The organism is Vibrio sp. 10N.222.52.C3 (genome assembly GCF_041474195.1).
Lineage (GTDB): Bacteria > Pseudomonadota > Gammaproteobacteria > Enterobacterales > Vibrionaceae > Vibrio > Vibrio crassostreae_C.
The window spans coordinates 1662-24850 of the sequence record NZ_JBFRTQ010000136.1 but is presented as its reverse complement, the minus strand read 5'-3'; the positions used below and the strand labels follow the sequence as shown (position 1 = coordinate 24850).

Annotated in this window: 25 protein-coding genes; 19 read left to right on the top strand and 6 right to left on the bottom strand. The window is 45.2% G+C overall.

The features are described 5' to 3' along the window. The first annotated feature begins 26 nt into the window (after positions 1-26). Entirely contained in the window at positions 27-656 is a 630-nt protein-coding gene (gene msrA, locus AB4517_RS19040; protein ID WP_372149211.1) for a peptide-methionine (S)-S-oxide reductase MsrA, read from the top strand. A gap of 110 nt (positions 657-766) precedes the next feature. Here msrA and AB4517_RS19035 read toward each other — a convergent pair whose 3' ends face one another. Continuing rightward, positions 767-967 carry a DUF1107 family protein gene (locus AB4517_RS19035; RefSeq protein WP_017058898.1) on the bottom strand — a complete coding sequence of 67 codons (201 nt, stop codon included), beginning with the start codon at positions 965-967 and terminating at the stop codon, positions 767-769. Positions 968-1220: 253 nt separating this feature from the next. Between AB4517_RS19035 and AB4517_RS19030 the strand changes: the two genes are divergently transcribed. The 7 genes from AB4517_RS19030 (at position 1221) to AB4517_RS19000 (ending at position 6970) form a co-directional block, all read left to right on the top strand. Next, on the top strand, positions 1221-1772 hold the full coding sequence (locus tag AB4517_RS19030) for a YtfJ family protein (RefSeq protein ID WP_017063723.1): 552 nt from the start codon (positions 1221-1223) through the stop codon (positions 1770-1772). 92 nt (positions 1773-1864) lie between these two features. After that, entirely contained in the window at positions 1865-2155 is a 291-nt protein-coding gene (locus tag AB4517_RS19025) for a DUF2607 family protein (RefSeq protein WP_017063722.1), read from the top strand. 40 nt (positions 2156-2195) lie between these two features. Continuing rightward, complete coding sequence (locus tag AB4517_RS19020; protein ID WP_136981963.1) at positions 2196-2903, top strand: DUF2796 domain-containing protein; 708 nt, start codon at positions 2196-2198, stop codon at positions 2901-2903. 141 nt (positions 2904-3044) lie between these two features. Further along, positions 3045-3761, top strand: coding sequence for an ABC transporter ATP-binding protein (locus tag AB4517_RS19015; protein WP_017058894.1), 717 nt, complete (start codon positions 3045-3047; stop codon positions 3759-3761). Continuing rightward, positions 3758-5017, top strand: coding sequence for an FtsX-like permease family protein (locus tag AB4517_RS19010; protein ID WP_017067558.1), 1260 nt, complete (start codon positions 3758-3760; stop codon positions 5015-5017). The genes AB4517_RS19015 and AB4517_RS19010 overlap by 4 nt, the downstream gene beginning before the upstream one ends. Positions 5018-5031: 14 nt before the next feature. Continuing rightward, the gene (locus AB4517_RS19005; protein ID WP_017058892.1) at positions 5032-5547 is read left to right on the top strand and encodes a DUF3299 domain-containing protein; all 516 of its coding nucleotides are present in this window, start codon (positions 5032-5034) and stop codon (positions 5545-5547) included. A gap of 514 nt (positions 5548-6061) precedes the next feature. Next, on the top strand, positions 6062-6970 hold the full coding sequence (locus AB4517_RS19000; RefSeq protein WP_017069397.1) for a TIGR03899 family protein: 909 nt from the start codon (positions 6062-6064) through the stop codon (positions 6968-6970). Between the two features lie 163 nt (positions 6971-7133). Here AB4517_RS19000 and cysC read toward each other — a convergent pair whose 3' ends face one another. The 4 genes from cysC to cysD all read right to left on the bottom strand — a co-directional run bounded on the left by cysC (position 7134) and on the right by cysD (position 11962). After that, entirely contained in the window at positions 7134-7754 is a 621-nt protein-coding gene (cysC, locus tag AB4517_RS18995) for an adenylyl-sulfate kinase (protein WP_017069396.1), read from the bottom strand. Between the two features lie 24 nt (positions 7755-7778). Next, entirely contained in the window at positions 7779-9503 is a 1725-nt protein-coding gene (locus AB4517_RS18990) for an SLC13 family permease (RefSeq protein ID WP_372149209.1), read from the bottom strand. A 65-nt stretch (positions 9504-9568) separates the two neighbouring features. Continuing rightward, positions 9569-10999 (bottom strand): sulfate adenylyltransferase subunit CysN, encoded by a 1431-nt coding sequence (cysN, locus tag AB4517_RS18985; protein WP_017063719.1) that lies wholly within the window; start codon positions 10997-10999, stop codon positions 9569-9571. 18 nt (positions 11000-11017) lie between these two features. After that, positions 11018-11962 (bottom strand): sulfate adenylyltransferase subunit CysD, encoded by a 945-nt coding sequence (gene cysD, locus AB4517_RS18980; RefSeq protein ID WP_226088532.1) that lies wholly within the window; start codon positions 11960-11962, stop codon positions 11018-11020. A gap of 411 nt (positions 11963-12373) precedes the next feature. Between cysD and AB4517_RS18975 the strand changes: the two genes are divergently transcribed. The 10 genes from AB4517_RS18975 (at position 12374) to AB4517_RS18930 (ending at position 21911) form a co-directional block, all read left to right on the top strand. Then, positions 12374-14350 carry a bifunctional 2',3'-cyclic-nucleotide 2'-phosphodiesterase/3'-nucleotidase gene (locus tag AB4517_RS18975; RefSeq protein ID WP_372149206.1) on the top strand — a complete coding sequence of 659 codons (1977 nt, stop codon included), beginning with the start codon at positions 12374-12376 and terminating at the stop codon, positions 14348-14350. Positions 14351-14666: 316 nt separating this feature from the next. Then, entirely contained in the window at positions 14667-15254 is a 588-nt protein-coding gene (locus AB4517_RS18970) for a DedA family protein (RefSeq protein ID WP_017100018.1), read from the top strand. Beyond that, positions 15251-16384, top strand: coding sequence for a D-alanine--D-alanine ligase (locus AB4517_RS18965; RefSeq protein WP_372149203.1), 1134 nt, complete (start codon positions 15251-15253; stop codon positions 16382-16384). The genes AB4517_RS18970 and AB4517_RS18965 overlap by 4 nt, the downstream gene beginning before the upstream one ends. 19 nt (positions 16385-16403) lie before the next feature. Next, positions 16404-16946: a hypothetical protein gene (locus AB4517_RS18960; RefSeq protein ID WP_032545608.1), complete on the top strand. Its 543-nt coding sequence runs from the start codon at positions 16404-16406 to the stop codon at positions 16944-16946. Between the two features lie 2 nt (positions 16947-16948). Continuing rightward, positions 16949-17698, top strand: a complete 750-nt coding sequence (locus AB4517_RS18955; RefSeq protein ID WP_372149200.1) for an NRDE family protein — start codon at positions 16949-16951, stop codon at positions 17696-17698. A gap of 12 nt (positions 17699-17710) precedes the next feature. After that, the gene (locus tag AB4517_RS18950) at positions 17711-18148 is read left to right on the top strand and encodes a YHS domain-containing (seleno)protein (protein WP_017063714.1); all 438 of its coding nucleotides are present in this window, start codon (positions 17711-17713) and stop codon (positions 18146-18148) included. A 12-nt stretch (positions 18149-18160) separates the two neighbouring features. After that, positions 18161-19915, top strand: a complete 1755-nt coding sequence (locus AB4517_RS18945; RefSeq protein WP_372149197.1) for a lysophospholipid acyltransferase family protein — start codon at positions 18161-18163, stop codon at positions 19913-19915. Between the two features lie 71 nt (positions 19916-19986). Continuing rightward, positions 19987-20553 carry a Crp/Fnr family transcriptional regulator gene (locus AB4517_RS18940; protein ID WP_017067547.1) on the top strand — a complete coding sequence of 189 codons (567 nt, stop codon included), beginning with the start codon at positions 19987-19989 and terminating at the stop codon, positions 20551-20553. A 57-nt stretch (positions 20554-20610) separates the two neighbouring features. Then, positions 20611-21063, top strand: a complete 453-nt coding sequence (locus AB4517_RS18935; protein WP_017058878.1) for a GNAT family N-acetyltransferase — start codon at positions 20611-20613, stop codon at positions 21061-21063. Continuing rightward, the gene (locus AB4517_RS18930) at positions 21063-21911 is read left to right on the top strand and encodes a DMT family transporter (protein WP_372149194.1); all 849 of its coding nucleotides are present in this window, start codon (positions 21063-21065) and stop codon (positions 21909-21911) included. Before AB4517_RS18935 ends, AB4517_RS18930 begins: the two co-directional genes overlap by 1 nt. 59 nt (positions 21912-21970) lie before the next feature. Here AB4517_RS18930 and AB4517_RS18925 read toward each other — a convergent pair whose 3' ends face one another. Next, entirely contained in the window at positions 21971-22555 is a 585-nt protein-coding gene (locus AB4517_RS18925; RefSeq protein WP_017068022.1) for a LysM-like peptidoglycan-binding domain-containing protein, read from the bottom strand. Between the two features lie 213 nt (positions 22556-22768). On the opposite strand from AB4517_RS18925, the gene AB4517_RS18920 reads away from it, so the two are divergent. Further along, a partial coding sequence (locus tag AB4517_RS18920) for an FKBP-type peptidyl-prolyl cis-trans isomerase N-terminal domain-containing protein (protein WP_372137368.1) occupies positions 22769-23189 on the top strand: 421 nt, incomplete at its 3' end.

Sequence of the window (23189 nt, the reverse complement as noted above, 5' to 3'; positions counted from 1 at the left end):
TAAACGTATGCGAAAAGGAATATAACATGCTAAACAAACAACAACTGGTTTCTGCAGCAACCGCACTACCGGGAAATACTGACCCAATTCGAATCACTGAGCGCCATTTCGTCAATCAAACCGACCTGCTCGATGCACCCACGGGCTCTCAACAAGAAGTCCTGTTTGGTATGGGGTGCTTCTGGGGAGCTGAGCGTTTGTTTTGGCAATTGGATGGCGTTATTTCAACATCCGTTGGTTACGCTGGCGGATACACAGTTAATCCCACTTATGAACAAGTATGTACTGGGCAAACCGGCCATACCGAGGTCGTTCGTGTCATATTTGATAGTGAACAAACCTCTCTAGCTCGAATACTTGAAACCTTTTGGGAGCGTCATGACCCAACTCAAGGGATGCGCCAAGGCAACGATTTAGGGACTCAGTACCGTTCTGCGATTTACACCTTCAGTGAAGAACAACAATCTATCGCTGAGCACTCTAAACGTGAATATCAACGAGCAATGACTGAATCTTTAGGCAACGAGATCACGACGGAAGTTCTGCCTGCTGGAAAATATTTTTTCGCAGAAACCTACCACCAGCAATACCTAGCTAAAAATCCGAATGGGTATTGCGGGTTGGGTGGAACAGGTGTGTGCTTCCCTCCACAATAAAGTGCCGTTCGACATACCATCGTGAACGACACGCATTAAAAAAGGGCTTCCATCAGGAAGCCCTTTTCATTGTTAATCTATTCGGTGCAAGACAAATCGATAAAGCTCAGTTACACCGGCAACGCTGCAATGGTGCCGTTAACTTCTTTAAAAATAGTGAGCTTTTGTTTGTCTGAAACTTCAGGAAGTAGCACCTTGCCTTGGTCGAAGCGAAACTCTCCAACACCTTCAATAGCAAATTGGCCTTTGAACAGGACTTTAACGAAACGCGCCACCTGACGTGGACGGTAAGTAGAAAATTTTCTTAACATAATACAACCTCAATTCCATTTGAGTACTACAGTCACATGCCTGAACAGCGTCGCTGTTCAAAGCACATTTAATCGCTAATTCCTTTAGCAAACAGCAAGATAATCTATTGTTCATCTTGATATTGATGCATTATACCTTTTGGTAACAAGCCTGCAACTTCTTTCTACGTCGTACGATAAAAAAGTTAAAGAGGCATTTTTCAAATTTCATATTATACTTCCTGTGCAAACCAATAAGCGGAACAAAAATATAATGAAAAACAAAACTCTACTGGCTTTTCTAGCCGCAGCCTCTCCACTCTTCGCCAATGCTCACAACCTATCAGTAGGCGCTACCCTGCCTGCCGTCGATGTGAGTAACTATGGTGAGATTGTTCTAAACGACGGAAATACTGGATATCAAGCTTGGGCAACCAATGATCTTCTAGGTAAAGTTCGCGTCGTTCAAGCTATCGCTGGCCGCAGCAGCTCTAAAGAGCTCAACGCACCACTGATGGCAGCCATTACCGCATCGAAATTCTCAGAAGACAGCTACCAAACCACCACTATCATCAACCAAGATGATGCGATTTGGGGTACTGGGTCTTTTGTTAAGTCCTCTGCCGAAAGCAGCAAAGAAGAATTTCCATGGTCTTCTATGGTCCTAGATGAAGACGGCGCCGTTGCGTCAACATGGGCTCTAAAAGAAGAAAGCTCAGCGATTATCGTTCAAGACAAGCAAGGTAAAATCTTGTTTGTAAAAGAAGGTGCATTAAACGAATCAGAAGTCACTCAAGTCATTGAGTTGATTAAAGCGAGCCTTTAATAAGATATTCGCGTCTTTTTCGAGACCTAACCAAAGGATATTGTTATATTATAACATTATCCTTTTTTTTAATTCTGTGGTTAATCATCCTGATGTGGCAAAACACACCCAACAATGTGAAACGCAAAACAGGCTTCTTGCTTGGGCTTATGCTCATGTTAAGCGTGTTAGCCGCAACACACATTGTGGATATCGCACCAGAGCACCACACTTCACACCATTGTGAGCTGTTTTCGCTTAATCAGTTCATCACAGCGCACTCACTACCACAGATTCCAGAGTTCCATTCGGAATTTACTGTCGCTATTACAGAGTCAGTAACTTCACTACAGCGGCTATATTTCGCTTATTTGGCACGCTCACCTCCTGTAAATATCGCTTAATTACCACTACTTTTTAATTAACCTTTATTCAGGAAAAAACATGAAACCTACTTTTTTAGCCGTTGTTATCGGCATGACTGTCTCTACAAATGCTCTAGCTAACGAAGAATTCCGCTCTCATGATGCACACGTACATGGCCAAGTTGAAGTAAACATCGCGCAAGATGGGCAAGAATTGCTTGTTGAAGTAACAGCTCCAGGCGCAGATGTGGTTGGGTTTGAACATGCTCCAAAAACTGCAGAACAGAAGAAAGTGTTTGAACAGGCTATCGCACAATTAAACAAGCCAGAAGAGCTGTTTAGTTTTAACAATGCGAGTTGTACTCTGAAGTTCAAGTCTGTAGCAAACACCTTAGAAGGCGGTCATGACGACCATGAAGGCCATGACCATGCGGAACACGGTTATGGCGACCACAAAGACCATGATCACGCTGAACACGATCATGACGACCACAAAGACCATGACCACGCTGAACACGATCATGATGACCACAAAGACCATGACCACGCTGAGCACGATCATGATGACCACGAAGGTCACGACCACCACGATCACTCAGAAGGTGGCCACGGTGAGTTCACTGTTGAGTACCACTATGAATGTTCAGATGTTGCTAAGCTAGACACAGTTAGCACTCAGTGGTTCTCTAAGTTCAGCAACACTGAAAAAATGACGGTGAACCTACTAACAGACACAGCTCAAGTACAAGAAGTGCTTAACGCAGAGCGTATTAGTTTCCGATTCTAATCACTCCTAGATCGGATTAAACGTAAAATAAACAGCCAGGTAAGTCATCGCTTACTTGGCTGTTCAAATCGGTGTGTTCCTGGGAATTTATGTTTCAAATTACTGTCCAGTAGATACACCGCTTTAATTATTGGAGCTAGCATGTCTTCTGACAGTTCATCACTTGTGGTCAAACTCGAAAATATCAGCTTTCGTTGGAAGCCTGAATTACCACCAACGCTAGAGATCCCCTCTCTTCACATCCAAGCCCAAGAGCACCTTTTTATTAAAGGGCCAAGTGGTTGTGGAAAATCAACTTTGTTAGGGCTACTGACCGGAATCAACCAAGCTGAGCAAGGAGAAGTCTCTATCCTTGATCAAGACCTCACTCAGCTTACACCTCGTCAAAGAGATAAATTCAGAGCCGATCATATTGGTTATATTTTCCAACAATTTAACCTGCTTCCTTATCTATCAGTTATCGATAACGTGACGCTTCCTTGCCAGTTTTCACAGATACGTAAACAGCAAGTCGCTGAAAGCCAGAAAAGCTTACAAGAGACGGCTCGAGAGTTGTTACTCAGATTAAAACTACCTCAAGCTTTAATGGACAAGCCCGTTACCGAGTTAAGCATCGGTCAACAACAACGTGTTGCTGCCGCTCGTGCTTTGATCGGCCAACCCAAAATCATTATTGCCGACGAGCCAACCTCGGCTTTGGATCATGACAACCGAGAAGCTTTTATCGAACTGTTGTTAGAACAAGCCAACCAGGCAGGTTCTACTCTTATCTTTGTTAGCCATGATCCAACACTAGAAAAATTATTTACTCGAACCATAGATTTAAAAACCGTTAACCAAGCTAAGGTTGTCGTATGAAAGTAATTACTCACTTAGCCTTAAAAAGCGTACTCAACCGTAAAGCCACGGCTATTCTCACCATTCTCACGGTGGCGGTATCTGTCATTCTCTTGCTCGGCGTAGAACGCGTTAGAACCGAAGCTAAGAGCAGCTTCGCCAATACGATTTCAGGTACTGACCTTATCGTCGGTGGCCGCTCTGGTCAGGTAAACCTGCTGCTTTATTCCGTATTTAGAATCGGTAATGCGACCAACAACATCGACTGGAAAAGCTATGAAGAATTTAGCCAGCACAACGCAGTAAAGTGGGCGATACCAATATCATTGGGCGATTCACACAAAGGCTTCCGTGTGATGGGTACAAATCATAGTTACTTTGAAAACTATCGCTATGGAAGTAAGCAATTACTTACTTTCCAACAAGGTAAAGAGTTTAATCAGCTATTTGACGTAGTGATTGGTGCCGACGTCGCGAAGAAGCTAGATTACAAAATAGGTGATCAAATCATTCTTGCGCACGGTATCAGTGATGTTGCGTTTAGCCGTCACGATAATCTGCCCTTCAAGATTGTGGGAATACTCGCGCCAACAGGAACACCAGTAGACAAAACCGTACACGTATCGCTAGAGGCAATCGAAGCAATTCATGTTGGCTGGGAATCAGGTGCCAACCTCGGGCACACACCGAATGCTGAAGCGCTAAAGCAACGTGACTTCCAACCGAAGCAGATTACCGCGATGATGGTTGGCCTTAAATCGAAGATCCAAACCTTCGCACTGCAACGAGAAATCAATAACTACCGCCAAGAACCTTTAAGCGCCATTATGCCGGGCATTGCGCTTCACGAATTGTGGGGAATGATGGCTGTAGCAGAACAAGCACTACTGATTGTTTCAGGGTTTGTTGTCGTCGCCGGTTTATTGGGCATGCTCAGTAGCCTACTCACTAGCTTGCAAGAAAGGCGCCGAGAGATGGCCATCCTACGTGCGATGGGCGCAAGACCTCGTCATGTGTTTGGTTTACTGATCAGTGAAGCCAGTGCGCTAACCTTCCTTGGCATTACATTAGGTGTTGCAGTATTGTTTGCGCTGATCGCAGTGGTTGCTCCTATTGTGCAACAAAGTTATGGTATCAACATATCGATATCCGCAATCACACCGCATGAGTGGAAACTGCTTATGCTGGTACAAGTTGCTGGAATCATTATCGGCTTTATTCCCGCTTTCAGGGCTTACCGCCAGTCATTGTCTGATGGCATGACGATTCGAATCTAAAATAGGAACCTACGATGCAACGCAAATTCCTACTGATACTTGGGCTACTTCTGTTCCCATTTATCAGTACAGCTCACGCTGAAACCACTCAGAATGACGAATCGGTATTAACACTTGAATGGATTGATTTGATTCCAGAATCAGAACGTGCTCAGCTAGATTCATTTGGTATGCCGATGGTTGACCACAATAGTATGGACAAACCTCAACAATCGACACTTGGTGCTGTTCGCCCAGAGCTGAATGGCAGCACAGTGAAGATTCCTGGCTTTGTGATTCCATTGGAAGGTGATGAGAATATGATCACTGAGTTTCTGCTGGTACCGTACTTTGGCGCATGTATCCACGTGCCACCGCCGCCACCGAACCAAATCATCTACGTGAAGTTCCCGAAAGGTGCACCAATACAGCAGTTATGGGATGTGATCTATTTGGTCGGAACGCTGAAAACTGAGTCAATCAGCCATGACTTAGCGCAAACCGGTTATCTTATTGAAGGTACTGCGATTGAAGAGTATGACGACATGTAGTCATTAGAAGGGTGGCTCAAGGATGAGCTGCCGTCACTGAACGAGTGTGATCATTCAATAACAGTTTAATAACGATAATTTTCTTCTGAATTACGCGATGTAATTAGATAAGTAAGCTAGAACAGCGACATAAATCGCGAGTAATAACCCTATACTAAGCTGTTTCTTCAGCTTGTTATCATTGACTTGATTCATAACTCCTCCTTGAGAATTACAACAAATTTAACATTTTATTATCATTAACAAAAGTAAAATTTTGTTGAAACCTTCAACTATGCTCGCAAAATCTAGCCACCAATAAGATAAAGAGTTACATTTTAGACAGTTATACCAATCACAATAAGTAAGTGTTCAGAAATAGCGTAGGAAAAAGCCTTGAGAACAAGGCGGAGCTTTTTGATAAGTGGTTATTCTACAATCAAAAATTGTAGCTCAGTTATCAAGCGTTTTAACAAGCTAGGCTGAGCAATTATTTACTACGATTGGTTTTGAGTCGTCTCCTAACGGTACTCTTATGTCAAAAACCAAACAGCCAGTGATCATTGAGCATGCTAGCGACACACAGCATAAGCATGAGAAAAAGCCTCATATTGCCGACAGTGCCAGCAGAATGCTGCACATCGCACAAAGCTTCGGCCTCGATTCCTTAATTAGTCATAGTGCCAAGCCAAAGGATAAAGCTGAGAGTACGCTTATCGAACGGGCACTATTGCGAGAGAAAAAACGTAGAGAGCTTCGCCAAAAGAACCTAGAACAGATTCTAAAGTTGGCGCACTCTTCATGTAAGGATGAAGCGGCTGGAGACCCGGATCAGGACTGGTTATACCGTTTCTTCGACATGGCACAAGAGATCCACAATACATCGATGCAGAGGCTATGGGCTCAAGTACTGAAACGAGAAGTCACCAACCCAGGCTCGACGTCGATGAAGGCACTGCAAATCTTAAAAGACATGACACCAAAAGAAGCGTTAACCCTACAAAGGGCAGCATCACTGGGTTGTAGCTTTGGTAGCGATAACAGCAGAAAGCTCTTACTCGGCTTTAAATCTCATGCTGGGCTATTCAACTTTGGCAAAAGGGACACCACCAACACCATCAACCTTGGTGGGCACAACCTGCCCTACTCCAGCTTGCTCCACTTGATAGAGCTCGGGATTATTCTGGGCACAGAATTAGAATCCGGAGAGATTGATTTCGATCCAGCCCTGCACCTAACCTATCAAGGTAAGAGCATGTCACTGGCACCATTATCAAAAGGCGTGAAGCTGGTTTACTACCGATTCAGCCCTACAGGCAATGAGCTTTGTACCTTGCTCGGTAACAAGCCAAACACGCAGTATTACGATCAACTGATTGCACTATTGAGCCAGAAATTCACAGTACAGACAGAAGTGAAAAGCAGCGTAAATTACACCGTCTAGACACTCGACGGAGCTAAAATTGACGGTGTAAAAAGTGAAGTATAGAGAGGAATAAAGAGAATCTAGAGGATAGGTTTCTTGTCTCGGTAAACTAAGGCTGCACTATTTATCGGTCGTGAATAAACAGATAAACAGCTGAGTAGCCTTAGTCATACCAACGATCTCAGTTGGCTAAGATATTTCGCTTCTCCAACGCATCAATACACAGTTCGACCAATTCATCGAGTGTCTTCTCACCTGCAGGTAGATCAATCTCAGGGTTCAGAGGCGCTTCGTACACTGAACTAATACCTGTGAAGTTCGGGATTTCTCCGGCACGTGCTTTCTTATACAGACCTTTAGGATCACGCTGTTCGCAAACCTCTAATGGCGTATTGACGAACACCTCAAGAAACTCACCTTCCGGCAATAAATCTCTCACGAGTTGCCTTTCAGCTTGATGCGGAGAAATAAAGGCTGACAACACGATCAAGCCTGCATCTGCCATCAATTTAGCAAGCTCACCAATACGACGGATGTTCTCTCGACGATCTTGCTCAGAGAAGCCAAGGTCACTACATAATCCATGACGCACATTGTCGCCATCCAATAAATAAGTATGGTAACCAAGCTGTGCCAAGCGATTTTCTAATGCTCCAGCGACTGTCGATTTACCAGAACCAGACAACCCCGTGAACCAGAGCACGGCTGGCTTTTGTGATTTCAGATCCGCGCGAAATGTTTTATCAATCGAGTGTTGATGCCACACAACATTCTCATCTTTGGATTTGAGTACTGCGGTCATAATTAGTCCTTTAAATAAACAGCATTAAAATGGGAAAAAATAAGGAATTAGGGTCAGCACCAAGCCCGAATATACAATCGAGATTGGAATGCCGATACGCAGATAATCCGTTAAATGGTAATTACCTACGCTATAAACAAGTAAGTTGGTTTGGTAGCCGTATGGAGAGATAAAACTGGCACTGGCACCAAACAGTACCGCCATGATGAACGGCATAGGGTCAACGCCATAACCTACTGCCATACTGTAGCCAATCGGAAATGAGAGTGCTGCAGCCGCATTATTGGTCACCAGCTCTGTCAAAACCAAAGTCATAAAGTAGGTAGCAACTAACGCACCGAATACGCCCCAGCCATTAAACGCCTCCATAAACATCAGCCCCATCCGCTCAGATAAACCCGATGAAATCATCAGTTGAGCAATAGAAAGTGCAGAGCCCACGATCACCACAATATCAACTGGGAAACGGCGGCGGAGCTCACCCAGCTGCACCACGCCAAATACCACCAGCAACAGTAGAAAACCAGCTAAGCCTTTGATAATCGGTACTGCATCGACAAGGGCTAAACCAATCACGCTAGCAAAGCCGAGCAACACGAACGTCGATTTGTCGGCATCAAGCTTGGCACTCGAATCTAAGTCATTCATCAACACAAACTCTTTGTTGTGTTGTTGGCGCTGTTCTTCAAAGCGTTTACCTGGAACCAAAATCAAGGTATCACCAGCGGTCAATGTGATATTCCCTAGCCCACCTTCTAGGCGTTCATGGCCACGACGAATAGCAACCACAACCGCATCGAAACGATCTCTAAATTGGCTGGTTTTCAGGGTTTTGTTACAGAAGCTTGCCGACGAACTCACCACCACTTCAACAAAGCTCTGGCCATTCAAATGATGCTGACCAAACAGGGTTAAACCTTGGATTTCTTGCAGTGTTGCAACACTCTCTACATCACCACAAAACAGCAATCGGTCGCGAGCTTGAAGAATAAAATCAGGGTCAATAGATGCGGTGGTCTTACCGTCTCGAATCACTTCCGCTAAGAACAGTTTTCTCAATGCTCTGAGGTTGTTTTCACTTACGCTGCGACCAACTAACGGTGAGCCCGGCTCCACTCTGGCTTCTAAAAAGTAAGGCAGATCATCTTGAGAACCATCATCGTAGCTGGGTAAAAAATAGCTAAGAGGAATAAGGATCAACACGCCGCCGATCAAAACAGCTAAACCGATCAAGGTGGGTGTGAAAAAGTTTAAGCTCGGCAATCCGGCATCTTCAACAAAGCTATTGATGATCAAGTTGGTTGATGTGCCGATCAATGTCAGGGTGCCACCTAAAATGGCAGCGTATGACAAAGGGATAAGTAACTTAGATGGCGCGTGCTGTTGATTACGTTTGATCGCACCGATCAAAGAAACCACCACTGCCGTGTTATTGGTAAAAGAAGAAAGTAACGCTGTGGAAATACCCAACTTCGCAACCACGGTGCCTAGCCTACCTTCAGAGATATTGCGGCTAACCCAACTGATTAAGCGAGTTTTCTCCAACGCACTTGATGCGAGGATAAGAAGAATTAAAGTCAGTAACGAGGAGTTAGTGAAGTTATTGGCTAAGCTCGACAAGTCGATCATGCCAGCCATAAAAGCAATAAACGCCGCGCCAGCAAATATAAAGCTTGGCTTAATACGGGTAACGAGCAGGCAAGTAATGATGCCGAGCAAAATCGCTAATACAAATCCTTGTTGCCACATATACCCGTCCTTTATGGCGGAAACGATCGGTTTCCGCCTAATTCAATAAGCTGTTACTTGGTCGTTTATGACTTCAGTAGTTGGCTTAGATCTTTGGCATCCCAATGAGGGAAATGTTTGCGAACCAATGCGTTGAACTCAAGTTCAAATGCAGAGAAGTTACCGACTTGCTGTTCAACAGAGTCCAAACGGTCTCGAATCAAACCCGCGCCAACCGTCACGTTGGTTAGTCGGTCGATAACGATGAAGCCACCGGTATCGGCACTTTCACGGTATTTATCCAGCGCGACAGTCTCGTTCAATGACCATTCACACAAACCAATACCATTCAATGGCAACTCATCGACAGCGTGAGTCGATAGGTTGTTGATGTCGTATTGGTGACGAACCGTTTCAACCTGACCAACGGTTTTCTTGCCTGCGATCTTGATGTCGTAAGCTTTGCCCGGTTGCAATGGTTGCTCTGTCATCCACACGATGTCAGCCAATACGTGGTTAGTGGATTCAATCTGCGCGTTTTCTAGCACAATCAAATCACCACGACTGATATCAATCTCATCTTCAAGGGTCAGTGTTACTGCCAAGCCCGCTTGCGCAGACTCCAAATCACCATCAAAAGTTACAATGCGTGCAACCTTAGAGGTTTTACCCGACGGCAGCGCCTTGATTTCATCACCGACACTGACACGGCCAGAGGCAACGGTGCCAGCAAAACCGCGGAAGTCTAAGTTAGGACGATTGACGTACTGAACTGGGAATCGGAATTCACCTGCCGAACGCTTTTGGTCAATGTCGACGTTCTCTAACACTTCTAGCAGAGATGGGCCTTCGAACCATGCAAGCTCTTTACTTGGTGCAGCAACGTTGATGCCTTCAAGCGCCGATACTGGCAAGATCTGAATATTGGTTTCGCCTTCTAGGTTTTCTGCAAACTCTAGATATTGATCGCGAATTTCTTCAAAACGATCTTGCGAGTACTCCACCAGATCCATTTTGTTGACTGCGACGATGAAATGCTTCAAACCAAGTAGGTTAGAAATAAACGAGTGACGACGGGTTTGATCCAGAACGCCCTTACGAGCATCAATCAAGATCACAGCCAGATCACACGTTGAAGCGCCTGTTGCCATGTTGCGCGTGTACTGCTCATGCCCTGGGGTATCAGCAATAATGAATTTACGCTTTTGAGTCGAGAAGTAACGATAAGCCACATCGATCGTAATCCCTTGCTCACGCTCAGCCTGCAAGCCATCAACAAGCAGTGCTAAATCAGGCTTCTCACCTGTGGTACCCACTCGTTGGCTATCCGAGTGAACCGCTGCTAGCTGATCTTCATAAATCTGTTTTGTATCATGGAGTAAGCGACCGATTAGCGTACTTTTACCGTCATCTACCGAGCCACAAGTTAAAAATCTAAGCATAGATTTATGCTGATGCTGACTTAGATAACCTTCAATCCCTAGTTCAGCCAATTCGGCTTCTACTGCACTATTCATTTTTCTTTCCTTAGATTCTTAGAAATAACCTTGGCGCTTTTTCAGCTCCATAGAGCCCGACTGATCATGGTCAATCGCTCGACCTTGACGCTCACTAGACGTCGCCACCAGCATCTCTTCAATAATGCCCGTTAGCGTATTCGCCTCAGATTCAACCGCTCCGGTTAATGGGTAACAGCCTAAAGTACGAAAACGAACGCTTTTCTCTTCAATCACTTCACCTTCTTGCAGCTCCATACGGTCATCATCAACCATGATCAGCATGCCATCACGCTCAACTACAGGGCGTTTGTCTGAAAGGTAAAGTGGAACAATATCGATGCTCTCTAGATAGATGTATTGCCAGATATCGAGCTCAGTCCAATTAGATAGCGGGAAGACACGAATGCTTTCGCCCTTATTAACCTGACCGTTGTAGGTGTGCCAAAGCTCTGGACGCTGGTTTTTTGGATCCCACGTATGGTTCTTATCACGGAAAGAATAAACACGTTCTTTCGCACGAGATTTTTCTTCATCACGACGCGCACCACCAAAAGCCGCATCGAACCCATACTTGTTTAACGCCTGCTTAAGGCCCTGTGTTTTCATGATGTCAGTGTGCTTCGAAGAACCATGTACAAATGGGCTACAACCCATCTCAATACCTTCTGGGTTCTTATGTACTAAAAGGTCGAAGCCGTACTTTTTAGCCGTACGATCACGAAACTCAATCATCTCGCGGAATTTCCAATCCGTATCTACATGCAATAGCGGGAATGGAATCTTGCCTGGATAAAACGCTTTGCGAGCTAAATGAAGCATCACAGAAGAATCTTTTCCGATGGAGTACATCATCACTGGGTTATCAAACTCAGCCGCCACTTCACGGATAATATGAATACTTTCCGCTTCTAGCTGTTTTAAGTGGGTTAAACGTTCTTGGTCCATTTCAGTGCTTCCTTTAAGGCTCGCGTTACGAGCAATTCATTACTTGGCATACCAAGTAAGGGATTTAACTCATCCACTGGTGTGAATGGGAGTATTGGCACTAGAAGAAAACAGAAGCTTCGTATGAGCTATCCTTGCTATTCATCTGCCTGATACGTCCTTGATATAGGCATTATGACGAGCCTCTCATATTACTGGAAATTCTAAAATTTCATTTTTTATTCGAAAAGCTGATAAGGGATTGGATTTATCGATAAACAGATGAAATGAATGGACTAATATTATCGATATCATTTGTACATTGATGGGCAGCTTTGAGAGGTATATTGCAGAACACCATAAAGTAATCGATCAAAGTCACGATTTAACATTCGTTGTAATCATTGTTTCATTCGGTTTTGTTACATTACGCAACGAATTTTCTACTATCCACTTTGGAGCTACAAAATGAAAGTTGCAATGAAACCTTTGTCATTGGCTGTACTTGCGGGTCTTGGTTTGACTTTAGCAGGCTGCACAACAACACCAGATACCGATGAAGTGATTAAATTACGTGTCGTAGAAACGACGGATATCCATACCAACCTAATGGATTACGACTACTACAAAGACAAGCCATCGAAAAAAATTGGCTTAGCACGTACTGCAACTCTAGTAAAAGAAGCTCAAAGCGAAGTAACCAACAGCGTATTAGTTGATAACGGTGACTTGCTGCAAGGTAGCCCAATGGGTGACTACATGGCAGACAAAGGCATCGAAGTAGGCGAAGTTCACCCTGCATACAAAGCTATGAACCAACTAAGCTACGACGCTGCAAACCTAGGTAACCACGAATTCAACTACGGTCTTGAGTTCCTAGAAGAATCTATCAACGACGCTGATTTCCCGTACATCAGTGCTAACGTTTACGACGCAGAAACCAAAGAACACTACTTCACGCCTTATATCATCAAGACGCACACGTTCGAAGATACTGCTGGTGTAGAGCACGAAGTAAAAGTGGGTTACATCGGTTTTGTTCCACCACAAATCATGACGTGGGATAAGAAGAACCTTGAAGGCAAAGTGATCGCTCGCGATATCATTGAGACGGCTAACGAGTTAGTGCCTCAAATGAAAGCGGAAGGCGCTGAAGTTATCGTTGCTATCCCTCACTCAGGCGTATCAACTGACCCATACAAAAATGGCGAAGAAAACTCAACGTTCTACCTATCTGAAGTAGACGGCATTGATGCAATCGCATTCGGCCACTCTCACGCTGTGTTCCCAGGCAAAGGTTTTGATGACATCCAAGGCATCGACAACGAAACGGGCACAATGAACGGCGTTGCGGCGGTAATGCCAGGTCGTTGGGGTAGCCACGTTGGTGTTATGGACCTAACACTGGCACAAAAAGACGGTAAGTGGGAAGTCGTTAAAGGCCAATCAGAAGCACGCCCTATCTACGACAAGATCGAGAAGAAATCTCTTGCTGCGGCTGATGAAGGCATCGTAACAGCACTAGAAAAAGACCACGCTGGTACTCGTGAGTTTGTTAACCAACCGATTGGTAAAGCAGACGATGTGATGTACAGCTTCTTGTCTCTAGTACAAGACGATCCAACAGTTCAAATCGTTAACCTTGCACAGAAGGACTACGTTGAGCGCTTCATCCAAGGCGACCCAGACCTAGATGGCACACCAGTACTTTCTGCAGCGGCACCATTTAAAGCGGGCGGCCGTAAGAATGACCCAGCAAACTTTACTGAAGTAGAGTCTGGTCAACTGACTTTCCGTAACGCTGCTGACCTATACCTATACCCGAACACGCTAGTTGCGATGAAGGTAAAAGGTAAAGAAGTGAAAGAGTGGCTAGAGTGTTCTGCAGGTCAGTTTAATCAAATCGACGCGAACTCGACGGCTCCACAATCATTGATTGAGTGGGATAACTTCCGTACTTACAACTTCGATGTGATTGACGGCGTGAACTACCAGATTGATGTTACACAGCCAGCAAAATACGATGCGAACTGTAAAGTGGTTAACCCTGACTCACAGCGTATTGTTGGCCTAACTTACCAAGGTAAGCCAATCGACATGAAGCAAGACTTCCTGATCGCCACCAACAACTACCGTGCATACAGCGCTAAGTTCCCAGGCACAGGTGAAGACTTCATCGCATTTGATGCACCAGATGAGAACCGTACTGTTCTTGCAAACTACATCTCTCGCGTAAGCAAAGAGCAAGGTCAAGTGAGCCCAAGCGCGGATAACAATTGGTCATTTGCACCAATCAAAACGGATAACAAGCTAGATATCCGCTTTGAAACATCTCCAAGCGACAAAGCAGCAGAGTTCATTAAAGAGAAGGGTCAATACCCGATGAAACGTGTTGCGACTGACGATGTTGGTTTCGCTGTTTACCAGATTGACCTAACTAAATAGATTGCTTAAGTAATCCATAGTTAACGTTCTGAAAGGCTGAGTTTTACGACTCAGCCTTTTTCTTTTCTTCTAAATGTTCAGCCCAAAGCCCTAATTTTCGAACGACAAACTCTCGTTCAACCCGCTTCCAAATGCCACGCCTTCAGCTTCAAAACAGCAGTCAAACAGCACGACTCAAACCACCAATTGAATGAATCCAACACAAAAAAACACTAATCAGCTGTAAGTTTTTATCTGCTCCTCCTGTCTATTTAATTTACTACACTCAATAAATGGTGGTTAAGCCATTCATCTATAGGATAGATAAGGACATTTAATGAGCACCGTCGAGAGCATTCAAGCATGGTTACATTCAGGGGAGGAGTCGCTGCTATGGCTGATGCTTGGCATCATCGCGCTTTCTTATCTGCTTGAAGATCTTGCGATTGTTACGGCGGCAGGTATCGCGACTCAAGGTCTAATACTTCCTCAATATGCGCTGCTTGCTATTTTCATAGGTATTGCCACGGGTGATCTCGGTCTTTATTACCTGGGTAAATCAGGACGTTACTTCCGAGGTGTTCGATATAAAGCCCTCACTAATAAGTACTTTCGTTCGCTTCGTACCAAATTACGTCAGAACGCATTCAGCAGCCTTTTTGTTATCCGCTTTATTCCCGGGCTTCGTACCGTCGGCTTTACCTTAAGTGGCTTTTTCGCCATCCCACTGCCTACTTTCTTGTTTGCCGTGATTAGTGCCACTGCGCTCTGGACTGGCATTGTCTTCTCTGCCATCTACTATTTAGGGACATCAGCGTGGCTGCAAGCCTCTGAATATCAATGGATCATCATCCCGTGTGCCATCGCTTTGCTGTTTATCGGCAATCGATTAATGAATAGAACCTACTCTAGAGGATTATCATGAGTTCACCGCAAGATATTCGCATCATTCCAGCACATCAAATTAATGCAGGCATGCCTTTGCTTGAAAAAGATACCGTGCGCAGCGTCTCTCCTTATGAGTTTCTTCCAACTTGGTTCTTCTACACGCCAGTGGTGATTCAAAGCCTGATGCAAGGGTTACGGCACTTTGACTGGGCACTGCCGCTCATCGCCAACCCAAGCATCAAGTTAAGCGGTATGGTAGGCGAATCAAAACACGAGATACTGAGCCTTGCCGGATCTTCAAGTCAGCGTTGGATCTCTCCGTTTATCACCCTCACCAAAACGGATCTCAACGGTAAGAAACAAGCTGAAGATGCACGCAGCGCACTCATACAATCCGATCTTGATTTCCCGATTGTCGCTAAACCAGATCTTGGCTGTCGAGGCGTTGGCGTCAAGCTGATCAACACACAAGATCAACTTGAGCAATATGTTGAATCTTTCCCAAATAACGCTCGCTTTCTACTGCAAGAAAAGGCGCCTTATCAGGCAGAAGCTGGCGTTTTCTATGTTCGTTACCCAAACAAAAAGCAAGGCGAGATCATCTCGATCACACTCAAATATGCGCCAATGGTGATGGGTGATGGCAAGTCGACACTCAAGCAGTTAATTGAAAATAGCCCACGTGCTGGGCTGCTCAGTCACCTGTATCTACCAAGGCATGAAGATAAATTGGATCACGTGCTCGCAGAGGGCGAAGAGTTCCAACTCGCGTTCGCAGGTAGCCATAGCCGTGGCTGCATCTTCCGCGATGGCAATCAATACATCACTCGGGCTTTAACTGAACGTTTAGACGAGATATTCGATGACTTCGATGGTTTTCATTTTGGCCGACTCGACGTCAAGTTTAAGGACATGCACAGCCTAATGAACGGCGAGGATTTCACGATCCTTGAGGTCAATGGCGCAAGCAGTGAGGCTGGACATATCTGGGATCGCAACACCCCATTACGAGAGATATTTTCTACGCTACTCCTGCAATATCGCATTCTTTTTGATATTGGCGCTCAGCAAAAACAACGAGGCCACCAATCCCCTTCTTTCAAGAGCTTATTTGCGGCGTGGCAAGAAGAGCGACGTCTTGTTCAACAATATCCGACTACCGACTAACTTTGCACGAGGATCATGAATGAACCCCATAGCCCAACCGAGCGCCCTTACTTCTTTCTCTCCTAGTATCAAGGGAGCGGTAGAGATATTGAATCAGGGTCTAGAGTTTTTGTTAGCGATTTCTGACAGCGATTACCTGACACGAGCAAAGCCACACGTTACAAGCTCTATCGGTGAACATACTCGTCACACACTGGATCTTTTTCACGCCTTGATTTTAAAAGAGGATGAGGCCGTTGATTACAACACTCGTCGTCGTGGTCATCCTGTCGAATACGACCGCTCTATTGCAGTCAAAGAGATCCACTATGTGATCAACTGGCTTGAACGATTAGACCGTCGAGATCTCGAAGCGCCTATCATGATCCAAACCGAGGTTTCGATGGATGCTCAAGTGTTCGCAAGCCTGCCTTCAACGCTCGAAAGAGAGGTCACCTTTGCCGCACTGCATGCCAATCATCATTACGCGATGATCAAGGTGATCACCACCTTCCTAGACGTCGAGACCTGCAACACTTTTGGTTATGCCCCAACCACCAACAGCTATCTGAGGGAGCAATAATCATGTGTTCAGTATCTTGGCTGCTTGAAGAGAATGGTTATCAGGTCTTTTTTAATCGTGATGAACAAAAGACGCGAGTACTGGCAATGCCACCCAGACAATATCGAGTCAACGGTGTCGATATCATTATGCCACTCGACCCAACTGGCGGCGGTAGCTGGATAAGTATTAATGAGTTCGGGCTTTCGCTATGCCTACTCAATAACTATCAAGGCACAGTGCCCGTTGGTCCTTTAGTAAGCCGCGGTTTGCTACTTAAAAACCTATCATCGAGTCGTAATATCAGTCAGCTATCTGAAGCGTTTCACAAGCTAGACCTACACTCTTTTGCCCCATTTACCTTGCTAGCTTTCGCGCCCAATCTAACCCAACACAATGGTCTGGTTATCGCCTACATGTGGGATGGTATTCAACAGAAAATAGTCGACACTGATTCTCCACTCTTCTCATCCGGTGTTGATTTAGAGCGAGTGCAAGCCTACCGACAAGCAAAATATGATCAGCTCATGGCGGCAGGTAAGAATCAACAGAACTTACTGATGTTCCACTCTCACCATCACAATGAGCAACCTCATTTAGCGACCTGTATGCATCGCGAAGACGCACATACCGTGAGCTTTACACACTTACGTAACCTGCATGGTCAAGCCTCTATGTTTTATGCACCCGGCTCACCATGCGAACCCATTAAACCATGTCAGATAAATCAGCAGCGCTTTACCTTTGATTTATCACCCGCAATCAATCTATAGATGGAGTCCATCATGAGAAAACTATTCACCATGGTTCTGCTACTTGTTAGCCCGTACGTATTTGCCGCCGATGAAATCTACACTGGTTTCTTTAGCAGTAAGGCGCTCGATGGCTACGATACCGTCGCATATTTCACTTCCGGTAAGCCTGTTGAAGGGAGCAAGAAGTTCAGCACAGAGTACAAAGGCGCGGACTGGTATTTCTCTTCTGAAAAGAATCTGACTTTATTTGTTAATAATCCTGAAAAATATGCCCCTCAATATGGTGGTTATTGCGCATGGGCCGTTTCTGCCAAAAACGACTTCGCACCAGGTGACCCACAGTATTGGACCATAGTTGATGACAAACTTTATCTTAACTACGACCAAGAGATTAAGCAGCGCTGGGAACAAGACCAAGCACAGCATATTCAACAAGCCGATAAAGTTTGGCCGCAACTGATTAAGTAAGGTAATTTCATTATGATTGATAGTCCTTTTCGTTTACCACGTTACACGCCTTTTGGTTTAGGTGAGTCTGTTGTCGAGTGGGCAACTGGGCTATCTAAGCTAGACCGACTCTACCAAGATCGTAAAAACGAGTTATCTAGCTTCGAATTCATGAATTACACTCTGTCGGCGCTCAATATCGACTACTCGGTTGCATCGGGAAGCACGGAAAACATCCCGGAAGAAGGGCCTGTCGTGATTGTGGCGAACCACCCGCTTGGCGCCATCGAAGGCGTGATCCTTGCCGATCTCGTAGGATCAGTAAGAAAGGATGTGAAGGTGCTGGCCAATGAGTTACTTAAGCGCCTGCCTGAACTGGATGATCTTTTCATCGGTGTCGATGTCTTTAACAGTAAAGAATCGAAACGCACCAATGCCAAAGCGATTCGAGATGCCAATCGTCATTTGGCTGATGGTGGACTATTGATTGTATTCCCAGCAGGTGAAGTATCAAGCTACCGTAAAGGGGCAAAAACACTGACAGACATCGAGTGGAGCAAGTCGGTAGCGAAATTCGTCAAACGTCACCAAGCCACCACGGTACCTATCTTTATCAATGACAAGAACAGTGAGCTTTTCTATCAAGCGGGTCGTGTTCATCCACTGTTGAGAACCGCTCTACTCGGGCGTGAACTTCTTAATAAACAAGCGACAACTATCTCTATCTCGATTGGCTCATCGATTCCGTATTCAGAGATAAAATCGTTTGAAAAAGAGATGGATATCGTCAACTACCTACGACTTAATACCTATCTAATGAGTCAACAAGATAGTCCGAACACGCCAATCCACGCGCCCTCTTTCGATACCCAAGTGATAGCGCCTATTCCACCAGAAGTCTTATCAATAGAGATAGACTCACTCCCTGAAGAGATGAAACTGCTCGAGCAAGGGAACTTTGAGGTCTACTGCACACCAAGCCAATCCATTCCTAACTTAATGCGCGAGATTGGTCGAGTAAGAGAAGAAAGCTTTAGAGAAGTCGGAGAAGGCAGCGGGCTGGCCTGTGATTTAGATGACTATGACCTTTACTACCATCAACTGTTTGTGTGGAATAAAACCAAGGCAGAACTGGTTGGCGCGTATCGACTCGGTATGGTCGACAAACTCATCGCTGAGCACGGGCTTGATCAGCTCTACTCTCGTAGCCTGTTTAACTACAACCAAGAATTCATTGATACTCTAGAAAACAGCATTGAGCTTGGGCGATCGGTAGTAAGTAAACCTTACCAAAAGAGCCTGAACTCACTGTTACTATTGTGGAAAGGCATTGCGACCTTTGTGTCTCGTCACCCTCAATATACCCATCTGTTCGGCCCAGTCAGTATCAGCAATGATTACAGCCACAATGCGCGTCTGTTGATCGCGACCACGTTATCAATCCACCATTATGATGAGGAAAAGGCGAATTTGGTTTCACCTTCGTCACCACTCAATACCAGCAGTCATGTGTTCTGGCAAAATCACCTGCTCTCTTCACTGGCGAGTGTGCCTCTGCTCTCTAAAGTGTTAGCACGCATGGAGCAAGGTAAAGGCCTGCCGGTACTGCTGCGCCAATATCTAGGGATGAACGGTAAACTGGTGTGTTTTAATGTCGACCCATCGTTTAATGATGCCTTGGATGGCTTGATTGTGGTGAACCTTAAGAAGGTTCCATTGAAGACCTTAGGTAAATACATGGGCAGAGAACTTGCTCAAGATTACCTAGAGCAACACGCACGCCTCTGATTTATCCTGCTCTGTACCTCTCTCCAAATAAGTGCGATGATTTCGGCACTTATTTGGGATAGGTTATTTTCATGCACACCTCTTTTATCGAACAACTGCAAAGCTTCGACTTCTCTGAAAGCCAGATTGAATCTCTACTCGCTGTCGCCAAGCCACTTGAGCTGCCAACCAGACACATCTTGATCAATCAAGGTGAGATGGCGAGTTCAATCTACTTTGTACTTGAAGGCTTGTGCCATGCCTGCTACCTCACTGATGATGGTAAGCAATACAGCAAAGAGTTCTATTGGGAACAAGATTGGATCATCGGCTTTGAGAGTCTGATAAAGAACCAAGCCTCTCCTTACCTATTAGAAACGCTGACACCCATCACCATGTTAGAGCTGCCAATGAATGCGGTTATCGAGTGGCGTGCATCAAATAATCCTTTGTATTTAAAGCTGTTAGAAACACAACTGATGCATAAGGAAAACAAAGAACGCTTCATGCTGCTCTATACACCAGAGCAACGCTATCAGCTGTTCTGCGAGCACTATCCCGACCTTGAGCAGCGCTTGAACGACAATCAAATTGCAGCCTACCTAGGAATAACCGCAATCAGCCTGAGCAGAATTAAAGGTCGAATTAACAATAGTTAATGCCAACAATCATCGCGCATAGTACATTCAGAGCATCGATAATCTCTGGATGTAAACATGATCACTTGGCACTCAATTCCTTTTTCTGAACTCTCAACACAACAGCTTTATCAACTACTTAAATTAAGAGTCGATGTATTTGTGGTCGAGCAGACTTGTCCTTATCCAGAGCTGGACGGTAAAGATACACTCGCGGGTGTTGAGCACCTGCTTGGCTATGCTGATGAAGAGTTGGTAGCGTGTGCACGTTTATTACCACCAGGTACCTCTTACGACAACACCAGCATCGGTCGAGTCGCAACCAAGCAATCGGCAAGAGGTGGTGGCTTGGGGCATCAATTAATCAAAGAAGCATTAACACGCTGCGAGGCTCTTTGGCCAAATACGGCCATTGATATTGGCGCGCAGCAACACCTAGAAAACTTCTATGCGAGCCACGGCTTCAACACCATCTCGGATATGTATCTCGAAGATGACATTCCTCATATAGACATGAGATTAGAAAAATAATGACGAATATCACTGCCGGTATTCTATTGTTGGTTGCAGGTAACTTGTTTGCCTCGCTTTCCGACGTAGCGGTAAAGCTGTTAAATGGCGAAGTACCGCCCTTACAGTATATTTTTTTCCGACAGTTGATATCTCTGGTCATCATCACCCCTTTGTGGCTACAGCAGAAAAAAGAACAACGGCGCTTACAGCAGGCTAAGGTAACCTTCATTCGAGGTCAGTTAATTCTGACCGGCAGTGGGTGCATGGTGGTCGCGATCACTCACTTGTCTTTGGCAACCGCCAACGCAGTATTTTATGTCGCGCCTTTACTGATGTTGCCGCTCTCAATGTTGCTATTGAAAGAGAAACCGGCACTCGGCAAGGTTATCGGCACAACCATAGGTTTTATTGGTGCATTGATTGTCTTGAGGCCATCACAATTTCATTGGGCGGCACTGTTTGCTTTGGGGACAGCACTCACCCTAGCACTATTTAATGTACTCGTAAGAAAGCTTCCTAGTGAGCAAACGGTGGTCACTACGCTGTGGTGGACAACCTTATTCTCTATTCCAGCCTCATTAGTACTGTGCTTCTTATACTGGCAGCCAGTGTCTGTGGAGCATTTGGGATACATAGCCCTGAGTGCGACGCTAATCTTAAGTTACAACGGCCTTGCGGTTGCTGCCTATCAAAAAGCACACTCTAGCCAAATTGCCTTGGCTGAGTATTCAGGATTGGTGTTTGTCGCGCTAATAGGTGCAATATGGTTCGATGAGATTCCGGATACATTAACCTTTATCGGAATCATGCTTATCATCTTGCCACTCGCCCCTTTCAAGCGACCAAAAAAAAGAGCTAATGCTTAGCTCTTTTCTATCGTTTATCTGTGCCTGGTGAAGCGCTTTAACTCAGGCTCACTATTCATCTACTTACTGCGACCAAAGCCACCATCGGATAAGCGGAAGAACATCACCGAAGTGTCGCCTTTCTCTAGCTGAAGAATGTCCAACTGCCCAGTTTCAGCAAGTTTGAAACGAACCAGCTGGCCTTTACGAATCTGACTGAGCGGCTTATCTGCACCTTCAATTCGCACTAACGCATTCAAGTCAGACAATGGCAAATCGTTGTTTCGAAAAACCTGCGCTAACGTATCCCCTTGCTTAACAAGGTACTCCTGCCAATTTTTGTTACTCGGTTCTAATGAGCTGTTCTTGGCATTTTGCTGTTCGCTTAAGCCGACGGTGTTTATTTCAAGCTCAACGCGCGATGTTGTTGGAGCTGTGTCTACTTTAGGTTCTGGTAGCGGCACAAAAAGTAATATCAGTACGATCGGAGAAATCACCATCAACAGTCTTTGGTGTAACTTCGGCAATGAACCCCAAGTTTGCGCTGTCGAGGTTTTCATTTTCTTCACATCGATCGAACTCAATTTCTCTTTGACCTGATTCAGTCGATCCTTGAATTCTGCTAAGTGGTCAACTTTCTGTTTTTTCTTTTGACGACGATTCATACCACTGCGTCCTATACATTGAATAACTACAGTATAAAAACCAAAGTACCAACAGTATAGATCTTTCCGTCACAACAAGGCCCAAAGCGAGAAAATTGACATGGCTGTGATTTGGGCGCGGTAAAGCGCAAGTGATCAGGGACTAGCCGTTTCTTCACGCTGCTAATACTGGTATTCTTACCCTTTTCGTACTGACAAAAAGAGTGACTTTTCATGTCTGAAGTAAAATTTGAAACTGTAGAGCAAAAAGCTAGCTACGGTATCGGTCTACAAATGGGCCAACAACTTGCTGGTTCTGGTCTTGAAGGCCTAAACGTTGACGCAATCGCTGCTGGTATCGCAACAGCTCTAGTTGGCGACATGCCAGCTATCGAAGTTGACGAAATCAACAACGCACTACAAGAGCTACACACTCGCGGTGAAGCTGCACGTCAAGAACTAGCTAAAGCTGCTGCTGCTGACGGCGAAGCTTTCCTAGCTGACAACGCTCTTCGTTCAGAAGTAACGGTTCTTGAGTCTGGTCTTCAGTACGAAGTACTAACTGAAGGTACTGGCGAAATCCCAACTGCAGACAAGCAAGTACGTGTTCACTACCACGGCGAACTAACTGACGGTACTGTTTTCGACAGCTCTG